We start from the raw sequence: 11,463 nt of genomic DNA on the forward strand, positions 1-11,463 counted from the left end.
AAAACGCGCCGGAAAGCGTTACTTTCCGGCGCGTTTTTCTCTTGTTTACCGCTCCATTTTCCAGAACTGAGCACTGTAGGGCGGCAGCTGGCTGCCCCCGCCGAAGTCGTGCTTCTCCCCGGTGATGAGGTCCCAGGCCAGACCGCAGCCGGCATCAAAGTGGGCCGTATAGGGCTCCCCGTCGGCGTTGATGGCCACCAGCACCCGCTCCTCGGCGCACTTGCGCTCGAAAATAATCTGCCGGTTGGTGAGCATCACGTTCCGGTAGTCCCCGTAGCACAGGGCGGGGCTCTCCTTCTTGGCGGCGGCCAGCTTGGAAATCCAGTCGGTAAGGCTGTTCCACTCCGGCTCCTCCAGGGCAGGGCGGAGGGCACCGTCCCCGTCCTTCTTCTCCCCGCGGATGCCCCACTCGCTGCCATAGTACACCGCGGGCACCCCGGGCATACCGAACATGAGGGCGTAGGCGGGCTCCAGGTGACTGGGGTTAGTGAGCTGGGAGGCGATGCGGGTGACGTCGTGGTTGTCCAGGAAGGACAGCAGGTGGGCGCCCTTATAGAGGGTCCACTGCTCGGGCCCGAACTGCCGGGCCAGGGAGTGGCCAATCTCAAACATGTTCATGGAGTTGAAGGAGGACCACAGGCCCTTGTAGCACTCATAGTTGGTGACGCTGTGGCAGAGCTCCGGCCCCATCCAGCGGTTATAGTCCCCGTGGAGGGTCTCACCCATGAGGACAAAGTCGGGCTTCAGGCTCTGGGTGAAGGAGCGCAGCTGCTTTAAGTACTCCGGCGGCAGGCAGTAGGCCACGTCCAGCCGAAGTCCGTCGATGTCAAAGCGCTCCACCCAGGAGCGGATGGCCTCAAACTGGTGCTCCACCACCGCCGGGTTCCACAGGTTCAGCTTGACCAGCTCGTTGTGGCCCTCCCAGCCCTCGTACCAGAAGCCGTCGTTGTAGTTGGTGTTGCCGCCGAAGTCCACATGGAACCAGTCCTTGTAGGGGCTGTCCCACTTTTTCTCTTGCACGTCCCGGAAGGCCCAGAAGCCCCGGCCCACATGGTTGAACACCCCGTCCAGCATCACCCGGATGCCAGCGTCGTGGAAGGCCTTGCACACCTGCTCCAGATCGCTGCTCTCCCCCAGCCGGGGGTCCACCCGCAGGTAGTCCCGGGTGTCATACCCGTGCTTGTCGCTGTCAAAGAGGGGGTTCAACAGCACCGTGTCCGCCCCCATCTTCTTGATGTGCTCCACCCAGGGGAGCAGCTTTAAAATCCGGGGCTGCACCACGCCGTCGTTATATTCCGGCGCGCCGCACAGGCCCAGGGGATAAATCTGATAGATTACCGCTTGATCAAACCACATAAGCAGGCTCCTTTCCGTTCCCTCCCACTGGAAGGAACTGTCTCTATCATACCCCATCCGCAGGCCGGGAGCAAGTGCAATCTGCCTCTACCCCCTGGGGCGGCCCAGCAGCTCCCCCACCCCCACCGCCAGCAGAAAGCCACCAAAGAGCCTGCGCAGCAGCGCCACCTCCAGGGATGTGGCCAGCCAGGCCCCCAGTCCCGCGCACAGAAGGCCCGCCCCGATGGCGGGCAGCAGGGCGCTCCGGCGGATGTAGCCGTTTTTCACGTGGGCGGGCAGGGCCAGCAAAGCGGCGGGGAGAAAGTAAAGGAGGTTGATGCCCTGGGCCTGGTGCTGGTCCACCCCGGCAAAGGCGGTGAGATAGACCAGCAGCAATGTGCCGCCCCCCACACCGAAGCCGGACAGCACCCCGGTGGCCGCCCCCACCAGCAGGGGCAGAATCCACTCCGTCATGGTTGTTCCTCCCCCCTCGCCGTCACAGGAAGCACCGCACCCCTCCGTAGATGAGCAGCAGCCCGAATGCCCGCTTGAGCCACCCCATGTTCATCCCCTTGAACCATCTTCCGCCCACGAAGCCGCCCACCGCTCCGCCGATGAGATAGGGCACGGCCTCCATCCAGTCCAGATTCCCCCGCAGCAGGTAGATGGTGACAGACAGCCCGCACAGGGGCAGCACCACCGCCACCGAGGTGGCGAAGGCCTCCCGCTGGCTCAGGCGGCAGTACCCGGTGAGCATGGGCACCAGCACGGACCCGCCTCCGCCCCCGAACAGTCCGTTGGTCACCCCGGCCAGCCCTCCGGCCAGGGCATAGCGCAGTTTGGAGCACGATTCCAAAAAAATCCTCCCCTTTCCCGCCTAGTGTGGCAGGAAGGGGGAGGATTTATGCAGCAAAGCCGTCTCAGGCGGCCGGGTCCTGGGTCAGCCTCCGGCCCTTGGTGAGGTAGCGCGCCCAGTACAGCACCAGCATCACAGTCCAGGACACCGCCTCGGCCCAGGCGATGATGCGCCAGCCTGCCCATGGGGCCAGAGCGTAGGAGAGGACAATACGCAGTCCCAGCGTGCCGATGCCCGCCAGACTGGAGTACAGCACATCCCCCAGGCCCTCCAGGAAGCCCCGCAGGGACATGGCCAAGCCGTAGATGAGGTAGAATCCGGCGATGTTGGCAAAGAATTCCGCGCCCTGGGCCGCGGCCTGCTCGGTCACGCCGAACAGTGCAATGACCGGGCCGCCCACCAGCAGCACCATCCCAGTGAGCACCAGAGAGGTCACCGCCATGATGAGATTGCCCACCCGCAGGGTCTCTCTGGCCCGGTCAGGCCGGCCAGCCCCCATATTCTGGGCCGCTACGGTAGAGATTCCGGAGCTGAGGTTCACGATAGGCAGCAAGAGCACCGTGTCCACCCGGTAGGCGGTGGTAATGGCGGCCACGGTCTGGGTACCGAAGCCATTCATGAAATCCTGGAGTACCACGCCGCCCAGGGAATTGATGCTGGACTGGATGGCGGAGGGCACGCCCAGCGCCAGTCCCTCCCGCAGCTTTCCCAAGTCCACACAGCCCCGCCCAAGGCGGAAGCGGAGCAGAGGGGTGCGATACACGGCATAGAGGATGACAAAGACCATCATCATTCCCTGTGCGGCCACGGTGGCCACTGCCGCTCCGGCCACACCCATTTCAAATCCGGCCACCAGCAGCAGGTCCAGCCCCACGTTTACCACCGAGGCCACCAGCACAGCCAGCAGCGGAGCCCGGCTGTCTCCCATACCCCGCAGAACGGCGGCGTACACGTTATAGACGGCCACAAAGGGCAGGCCCAACAGCACGATACCCAGATATTGGCAGGCCTGGTCCAGCTCCGGGGTGTTGATGGCGGCCAGCACCGGACGCACCGCCGCGCTGCCCCCCAGCCCGATGACCACAAAGGCCGCCCCCAGCACCACCACGAAGGAGGAGAGCACCCCACGGATTTCCTCCCGCCGCCCCTGGCCCCACAGCCGGGCGGACACCAGGGCCGGGCCCAGGGTAATCCCGGTGATCACCATGACAAACAGATTGGACAGGGCAGTGGTGGCCCCGATGGCGGCCAGGGCCCGCTCCCCCTCCACGTTGCCCACAATAAAGGCGTCCGCCCAGGCGTAGAGCTGCTGCAGCATCCCGCTGAGCACCAGGGGAATGCTGAACCGGACCAGAATCCCCGCCAGATTTCCCTGGGTCATATCCCTGGACATGCCGTCACCTCCACAGATAAAAAAAGACCCGAACAGCACTCCTCTTTTCCCGGCTGAAGTGCGTTCGGGTGTTCATATCGTTGCAAAAAAATTGTAGCATCTTCTCTCTCCGGTGTCAACACCTCCCTTGGGCACGTCTTCCCTCCAAACTGCCGGATTTCCGTCCAAAAGACCGGATGCAACCAATATTTGCCCCAAAAGTTGGTGGCATGCAAGGGGTAGTTTCCGCTATAATGGACCCAAACACACCGGAAAGGACGAACATGAGCCATGACGTTGGGACAGCGAATCCGAGAACGGCGGGAGACCCTGGGTCTCTCTCAGGAGCAGATAGCGGAGAAGATGGGGGTGAGCCGGCAGGCCGTGGGCAAGTGGGAGTCGGACGACGCCCGGCCCAGCACGGACAACCTCCTTCGTCTGGCCGCCCTGCTGGAGATGGAGGTGCAGGAGCTGGCCGCCGGAGAGCCCGCCCCGCCCCCCAGGAAGGCCTTTCCCTGGCGGTGGACCGCTCTGGGCTTTGCCGGGCTCTCCCTGGTGCTGGCCCTAGCCCTCCTTCTCTCCCTGGGTGGTCCGGGGGCAGGGGAACCCGGCCCGGAGGGGACGGATGGCTCCGGCCAATCCGGTCCGGTGTCCCAGGAAACTCCGGAGGCCATTTCCCTCAGCCGGGAGCGGCTCTATGACTTCACCCCTGTTCTAACAGAAAACACTCCGGCCGGGGAGGCGCTGCCCGAAGGCTGGGAGGATCAGGTGCTGTGCGAACTCCCCCTTGGGGAGGGCACGCTGCGGGCGGTGGCCGTCCCCTCCGCCGGGCAGGGGGAGGACCCCAGCCAGTACGACCTGTGGGCGGTGGCCCGGGCGCGGCCGGATGACCCCTGGATTGCCCTGTGCCGCTTCGGGGAGAACTGTGAGCGGCCGGGGGAGCTCCAGTCCGCCCTTTTCCTGTCCACTTTGGGCTACGACCGGGGCTGGCGGCTCGCCCTGCCCGCCTCCGCCTGGAACGGGGAGGACCACGCCGCCTTTTCCTATTATTTTGCCCCGGACGGGGCCGGCTGGCCCGCCATGGTCTTCACCGCCGACAGCGGCTGTACCGAGCGGGACCTGGACGGCGACGGGGAGCGGGAGCTCGTCTCCCTGTGCACCTACGACTGGGGCCAGATTCTTGAAATTTACGACCGGGCAGGGGACGGTTTCTACCGCTATTCCCTCCAAATGGACGGCGCCTCTCAGGGGCTGGGGCTGGATGAGACGGGCTTTTACCAGCTGGCCGACCCGGAGGGCCCCCGCTTTTCCAAGCTGGTGGACAGCGCCCTGGTCCGGTCCGATCTGGCGGGGACCGGGGGCGACCCCACCTGGGACACCCTCACCCCCGACGTGATGGACGTGACCGTCTCCTTTGTCTACGACCAGTTCTCCCACGGCCGGGACCCGGACGCCGTTCCGGGGCTGGACAGTCTGGGCCGGGCCATGCCCACCGACCGGCAGTACGCCCGGATGGCCCTCCAGTGCCTCTACGACCTCACCGGCTGGAAGCCGGACAGCGTCTGGTGTCTGGCCACCGAGTTTGATGTGCTCTTCTCCCTCTATGAGGACGGCTTTTCCAACCGCTCCTACCTCTCCTTCGGCAAGTGCTTTGACGGGGAGCAGATCCCCGCCCTGTCCCTCACCTGGGCCGAGCAGGAGGACTGGTCCCCCCTCTCCGCCGCCCGGGCGGCGGAGCACCTGGGCACCCAGGGGCTCACGGGCACGGAGCTGGCCCAGGCCTGGTATGACCGCCTTCCCTTCCTCTCCGGCGGTCCTATCGCGGACCGGGGCTTCGGCCCCTACGGCGACCCCGCCCTCTTTCTGGACGACGGCCGGACCTACCGGGTGCAGACAGACGACGCTCTCCACGTCCTCACCTACCTCCAGGGGCCCTACCCCAAAGATTTCCAGGGATAACCGAACACGCGGAGGGGCTCCCCCCATGGGGGAGCCCCTCCTTATTTGAATGGTTTCAGTCGGCCAGCTTATCCAGCAGGGCGGCCAGCTCCTCCAGCTTCTCGCCGGGGTCGCCGCTGTCAATAGCCTCCCGGACACAGCAGTCCATGTGAGCCCGGAGCACCATGCGATTGGCCTTTTTCAGGATGGACTGGGTGGCCATGAGCTGGTTGGACACGTCCATACAGTACCGGTCCTCCTCCACCATCTTCAAAATGCCGTCCAGCTGGCCCCGGGCGGTCTTCAAAAGACGGGTGACCTGGGCGTGATCGGCCTTCACTGGATGGACACCACCTCATAGCCGGCCTGAGTGACCGCGTCTTTCAGCTCCTGATCGGAGACAGGGGCGGCCAGGGTGACGGTGGCGCACTTGCCCTCCAGGTCGGCCTTGGCCGAGGTCACACCGCCCAGGGCGCTGAGGGCCTTCTCCACATGGGCCACACAGTGGGCGCACATCATACCTTCAATGTTCAGCTTCTTGGTCATGGTTTCCGTTCCTCCTTGTTTGTCTTCCTGAATTTCTTGATCTTGCTGGACGGGACAGGCACAGGGGCAGGCCGTCTCCGCCGGGCTATTGGCACCGGCCGCAGGGCCGGGGACCTTCGGGGCAAATTTACTCTTGAAAAAGCGCAGGCGCAGGGCGTTGGTCACCACACACACCGAGCTTAAGCTCATGGCGGCGGCGGCAAACATGGGGTTCAGCATGAAGTCCGTCCAGCCAAGGGCGTAGAACACGCCGGCGGCCAGAGGAATGCCCAGAGAGTTGTAGAAAAAGGCCCAGAACAAATTTTCCTTGATGTTGCGGATGGTGGCCCGGCTGAGCTCCACCGCCCCGGCGGCGTCCAGCAGGTCGGACTTCATGAGCACGATGTCCGCACTCTCCATGGCCACGTCGGTGCCTGCCCCGATGGCCAGGCCCACGTCCGCCCGGGCCAGGGCGGGGGCGTCGTTGATGCCGTCGCCCACCATGGCCACCTTCTTCCCCTGCTCCTGGAGCTGCCGCACCATGCGCTCCTTGTCTTGGGGCAGCACCTCGGCCATCACCTGGGTCACGCCTAGCTCCTGACCGATGGCCTGGGCGGTGCGCTGGTTGTCCCCGGTGAGCATGACCACCTCCAGGCCCAGCTGCCGGAAAGCGGACACCGCCGCCGCGCTGGTGGGCTTGGGGGTGTCGGCCACGGCGATGAGGCCCAGCACCCGGTGCTCATCGGCGAAGTACAGCGGGGTCTTGCCCTGGGCGGCCAGTTCCTCGGCCCGCTCCCGGAAAGCGCCCAGGTCCACCCCAGCCTCCTCCATCATGGCCAGGTTGCCCCCCAGGAAGGTGCGCCCGCCAATGGCGGCCCGGACGCCCCGGCCGTGGACGGCCGCAAAGTCTGCTACCTTGGAGGTGGTAAGGCTGCGGTCTTTGGCCTGCGCCACAATGGCGGCGGCCAGGGGGTGCTCCGAGGGGGCCTCCAGGCAGGCGGCCAGGATGAGCAGGCCCTCCTCGTTCATGTCCTCTCCGGGAAGGATGTCGGTGACCACCGGCTCCCCCCGGGTGAGGGTGCCCGTCTTGTCCAGCACCACGGTGTCGATGCTGTGGAGGGTCTCCAGAGCCTCAGCGGATTTGATGAGGATGCCGTGCTCGGCCCCCTTGCCCGTGCCCACCATGATGGCCACCGGAGTGGCCAGGCCCAGGGCACAGGGGCAGGAGATGACCAGCACCGCCACCCCGGCAGTGAGGGCCTGGGTGACGCTGTGGCCGGTGAACAGCCAGGCGGCAGCCGCCACCAGGGCGATGGTCATGACCACCGGCACAAAGACACCGGCCACCTTGTCCGCCAGCTTGGCGATGGGGGCCTTGGAGGAGGCTGCCTCCTCCACCAGGCGGATCATCTGGGCCAGGGTGGTGTCCTCTCCCACCCGGCTGGCCTCAAAGACAAAGGAGCCCGACTTGTTCAGGGAGGCAGCGGCCACCTTGTCCCCCGGCCCCTTGTCCACGGGGATGGACTCGCCGGTGAGGGCGGACTCGTCCACGGCGGAGCTGCCCTCCACCACCACCCCGTCCACGGGGATGGACTGGCCGGGCCGGACCACAATCCGGTCCCCCACCCGGACCTCCTCCACGGGAACCTCCGTCTCCACGCCGTCCCGGAGCACCGAAGCCGTCTTGGGGGCCAGGTCCATGAGCCGGGTAATGGCCTGGGAGGTCTTGCCCTTGGACCGGGTCTCCAAAAATTTACCTAGGGTGATGAGGGTAAGAATCATGCCCGCCGACTCGAAGTACAGGTCCATGTGGTAGTTTGCCACCCGCTCCAGGTCTCCATGCCCCAGACCGTAGCCCATCTGGTAAATGGCAAACACGCCGTAGATGACGGCGGCGGAGGAGCCCACGGCAATGAGGGAGTCCATGTTGGGAGCACGATGCCAGAACGTTTTAAACCCCACCCGATAATACTTATCGTTGATATACATGATGGGCAGAGTAAGCAGCAGCTGGGTCAGGCCAAAGGCCACGGCGTTCTCCAGTCCGGTGAGGAAGCCGGGCAGCGGGGCACCCAGCATGTGGCCCATGGAAATGTAGAAGAGGGGAATAAGAAAGACAAAGGACCAGATGAGCCGGTGCTTCATGGAGGCCAGCTCCGCCTCCATGCCGTCTTCCCGAGCCGCCGCCTTCTCCTGGCCCTTAGCGCTGGGCAGGGCGGCCCCGTAGCCCGCCTCGGTCACCGCCCGGATGATGTCCTGGGGGGTGAGGGCGCTCTCATCGTACTGGGCGGTCATGCTGTTGGTCATGAGGCTCACATCGGCGCTCTGAATGCCCGGCAGCTTGCGCACCGCCTTCTCCACATGGGCGGAGCAGGCCGAGCAGGTCATGCCGGTAATGGCAAATTTCTGTTTGGTCACAGGAGAATCCCTCCTAACAAAGCAATCCATTTGACACCCCCCGGGGGTGGGGTATCTAGCATCAGTTTAGCGCCCGCTGATCATTCTGTCAAGGAGAGTTTTTTGACTCCCATTCCATTTATTTGGTTTCAGCGCCAAACCACGCTTTGCCTGGATGACAACAATGAAACACGCGCCCGCAATCTGCGGACGCGTGTTCCTGTTTCTTACTTGGAGACAAACCGGCGGGCATAGCCGCACTTCCGGCAGAGCTCCTCCGCCGCCCGGCCCTGGGAGAACCCCTCATAGATGGCCTTTGCCCGGGGGCTTTCCAGAATCTCCTCCAGGCTCTGGTCATAGAGATTGCCCAGGGGGATGTCCCCCTCGTGGTCCAGACAGCAGGGGACCACCGTGCCGTCCCACAGCACCCCCACCTGGTCCCGCAGGCCCCGGCAGAAGGCCCGGCCGGCATTGAGCTCATCCGCCTCCAGATCGGGCCACTCAAAGCGCTCTCCCCATTCCAGATACACCCCGGGCGCCAGGGTCACCCCCTGCCATCCCTCCTTCCAGGGGCGGGGGAAATACCGCTCCATGTGCTCCAGAATGGTTCCATTCTGGGCGTTAGCTCCCTGGGTCTCCGCCCCATCCAGATTCCACAGGCGCAGGGCGCAGCGCTTGCCCGCCCCCGCCGCCTGCCGGGCAAAGGAAAAGCAGCCGTCCAGATAGGCCGCCATGTCTCCGCCGCCTTCGTTTCCCTCGAAGGAGTGAAGGGAGATGCTCACCCGCTGGACTGCCGGGCTGCGGCACAAAAGCTCCCCCCGCTTGGGCAGCAGGGTGCCGTTGGTAGTAATCATGAGGCGGAAGCCAAGCTCCTCTCCCACCGCCAGTATCTGCTCCAGCTGGGGATGGAGCAGGGGCTCCCCCATCAGATGAAGGTAGAGATACTCCGTGTGGGGCCGCAGCCGCCCGGCCAGCCTGCGAAAATCCTCCGGCGTCAGAAAGCCCTGGGGCCGCCGGGTGCCGGGACAAAAAGTGCAGCTTCGGTTACAGACATTAGTGATCTCCAGATAGGCCTTTTTCAGCTCCCGCATACATTCCCGCTCCCTTCCTGCTGAAGCTATCCTACCATTCTCCGCTCCGTCCGTAAACCCTCCGGGCAAAATATCTCTGCCAATTCTCTGTCGCCGCAGCACCATTCTCACGGTGGCTGCATACGATAAGGAAGAGCGCAAGCTTAAATGAAACATGAGTAAGGAGCAAATCAATTATGGGAATGCCTGTCATCACCCCCAGCACCACCACCCGTACCCAGGCCGTCACCGACATCATTGAGTCTGTCGCCCTGCAGGAGACCGCCCTCTCCCACATCCTCAACGCGGAAGGGGAGAAAATCCAGAAAATGGTGGCTCTGCCTGATGTCACCCCCGAGGTGCTGCTGGCCACCAATAAGTCGGTGGAGTCCATGGTCAACGCCGTGTCCCGGCTGGAGATGATTCTCCAGTCCAAGCTCTCCACCTTCGGCGGCTGCCTGTGCGAGGGCGGCTCCGACGCTGCCGCTCAGTAAACAAGGAAAACCAGGCGGGACCTCCCAGGGAGGGCCCGCCTTTTTGGTACCATCCCGGCTCCGGGTGCATAGAATGCTCTGTACCCAGGACTATTTTTGTATTCCCCGCAGGAGGAGGAACCCATGGCGACAAATTTTGGTTTAGCCAATCAATATAATGTGTTTGTGTTCGGCGACATGAACATGAGCAACACTGACGCCGAAGGCCGGGTGGCGGTAGGAGGCAGCGCCACCCTGAGCAATTATGGCGTGGGTGCCGGCATCAGCCCCCTGCCCCCCGCCAACACAGACCCTTCCTTTGTCATAAACGGCAGCGTCAACGTCTCCGCCGGCTCCAACGCCAGCGGCAACACGGTCATCAGTCCCACCAGCACGGTGATCTCCTACACCATGGGCAATCCCAACGGCGCGCTGATCACCGGAAGCCCCATCGACTTTCCCGAGGCCGAACGGTACCTGAAGTGTGCATCCACATTCTGGGGTGCCCTGACCCCTAACGGCACGGGCACTGTCACCTTCGGTCAGCTGAACCTGACCGGAACCGACCAGAATCTGAATATCTTTCGTTTTGACAGCGCAAACGTCTACGGTTCCGGAAGCTCCCTGAACCAGCTGAACGGAATCAACATCATCGCCCCCGTTGACTCCACCATCCTCATCAACGTGGATGGCGCCAACATCCAGTACGGCAGCTACCAGATCTTCCGCAACGGCATCACTGCAACCCGGGAAAACGCCAGAAAGATCTTGTGGAACTTTCCGTCGGCCCTCACCTGGTCCAACAGCACCACCGCCATCTACGGCTCCGTGCTGGCCCCCTTTGCCGCGGCAAACACCACCTTCAGCCAGATCAACGGCAACATCATCTTCGATTCCTACACCGGCAATTCCGAGAGCCACAACGAGCTGTTCATCGGCGAGCTGCCCGAGCCCACTGTCTGCCTGCTGACCACAACCACCACCAGCAGCTCCACAACCACCAGTACTACGACTACTACCAGCACCACGACCAGTACCACGACCAGTACCAGCACGACCACAAGCTCTACCACAACCAGTACCAGCAGCACAACCACAAGTACCACAAGCACTACAACGAGCAGCACAACAAGCAGTACGACCAGCACCACCACATCCACTACGTCTACCACAACCACCACAACAGCCGTACCCCAGCCCCGGTACCAGGCCATTTCTGACCTCTTTGAGTCCGTGGCCCTCCAGCAGGCGGCCCTGTCCCACATTCTGAACGCGGAGGGGGAAAAGCTGCAGAAAATTCTGTCCTTCCAGGACATTTCTCACCAAACCATCCTTCAGACCAATCAGTCGGTGGAATCCATGGTCAACTCCATCTCCCAGCTGGAGCTGATTTTAAAGCAGAAGCTGGACCTGTTCGGTTCGTGCATCTGTGACGATGCGGGACAATAACCGCACCCGGGGGGGCAGGGGATCGGTGCTCCCACCCCCCAAACACAA

At 63.7% G+C, this 11,463-nt stretch carries 10 protein-coding genes; 3 read left to right on the top strand and 7 right to left on the bottom strand.

The window, feature by feature from the left end; genetic code table 11:
* Positions 1 to 45 precede the first annotated feature (45 nt).
* The 4 genes from DWX58_RS11260 to DWX58_RS11275 form a co-directional block, all read right to left on the bottom strand.
* On the bottom strand, positions 46 to 1,356 hold the full coding sequence (locus tag DWX58_RS11260) for an alpha-amylase family glycosyl hydrolase (protein ID WP_118643892.1): 1,311 nt from the start codon (positions 1,354 to 1,356) through the stop codon (positions 46 to 48).
* Between the two features lie 87 nt (positions 1,357 to 1,443).
* The gene (locus DWX58_RS11265; protein ID WP_118643894.1) at positions 1,444 to 1,809 is read right to left on the bottom strand and encodes a sulfite exporter TauE/SafE family protein; all 366 of its coding nucleotides are present in this window, start codon (positions 1,807 to 1,809) and stop codon (positions 1,444 to 1,446) included.
* Between the two features lie 22 nt (positions 1,810 to 1,831).
* Entirely contained in the window at positions 1,832 to 2,191 is a 360-nt protein-coding gene (locus DWX58_RS11270) for a sulfite exporter TauE/SafE family protein (RefSeq protein WP_243093435.1), read from the bottom strand.
* A gap of 64 nt (positions 2,192 to 2,255) precedes the next feature.
* Positions 2,256 to 3,584 (bottom strand): MATE family efflux transporter, encoded by a 1,329-nt coding sequence (locus DWX58_RS11275; protein ID WP_118643898.1) that lies wholly within the window; start codon positions 3,582 to 3,584, stop codon positions 2,256 to 2,258.
* Positions 3,585 to 3,854: 270 nt separating this feature from the next.
* On the opposite strand from DWX58_RS11275, the gene DWX58_RS11280 reads away from it, so the two are divergent.
* Entirely contained in the window at positions 3,855 to 5,522 is a 1,668-nt protein-coding gene (locus tag DWX58_RS11280) for a helix-turn-helix transcriptional regulator (RefSeq protein ID WP_118643900.1), read from the top strand.
* A 55-nt stretch (positions 5,523 to 5,577) separates the two neighbouring features.
* Here DWX58_RS11280 and DWX58_RS11285 read toward each other — a convergent pair whose 3' ends face one another.
* The 3 genes from DWX58_RS11285 to DWX58_RS11295 form a co-directional block, all read right to left on the bottom strand.
* Positions 5,578 to 5,841 carry a metal-sensing transcriptional repressor gene (locus DWX58_RS11285; RefSeq protein WP_118643902.1) on the bottom strand — a complete coding sequence of 88 codons (264 nt, stop codon included), beginning with the start codon at positions 5,839 to 5,841 and terminating at the stop codon, positions 5,578 to 5,580.
* On the bottom strand, positions 5,838 to 8,444 hold the full coding sequence (locus DWX58_RS11290; protein ID WP_347559173.1) for a heavy metal translocating P-type ATPase: 2,607 nt from the start codon (positions 8,442 to 8,444) through the stop codon (positions 5,838 to 5,840). Before DWX58_RS11290 ends, DWX58_RS11285 begins: the two co-directional genes overlap by 4 nt.
* A 206-nt stretch (positions 8,445 to 8,650) precedes the next feature.
* On the bottom strand, positions 8,651 to 9,514 hold the full coding sequence (locus tag DWX58_RS11295) for an SPASM domain-containing protein (protein ID WP_158579270.1): 864 nt from the start codon (positions 9,512 to 9,514) through the stop codon (positions 8,651 to 8,653).
* 176 nt (positions 9,515 to 9,690) lie between these two features.
* Here DWX58_RS11295 and DWX58_RS11300 point away from each other — a divergent pair, with 176 nt between their 5' ends.
* On the top strand, positions 9,691 to 9,987 hold the full coding sequence (locus tag DWX58_RS11300) for a hypothetical protein (RefSeq protein ID WP_118643908.1): 297 nt from the start codon (positions 9,691 to 9,693) through the stop codon (positions 9,985 to 9,987).
* A 123-nt stretch (positions 9,988 to 10,110) separates the two neighbouring features.
* Positions 10,111 to 11,415: a choice-of-anchor A family protein gene (locus tag DWX58_RS15905; RefSeq protein WP_199648785.1), complete on the top strand. Its 1,305-nt coding sequence runs from the start codon at positions 10,111 to 10,113 to the stop codon at positions 11,413 to 11,415.
* Positions 11,416 to 11,463: the final 48 nt, after the last annotated feature.

Origin of the sequence: Pseudoflavonifractor sp. AF19-9AC (assembly GCF_003478995.1) — a bacterium.
GTDB lineage: Bacteria > Bacillota > Clostridia > Oscillospirales > Oscillospiraceae > Lawsonibacter.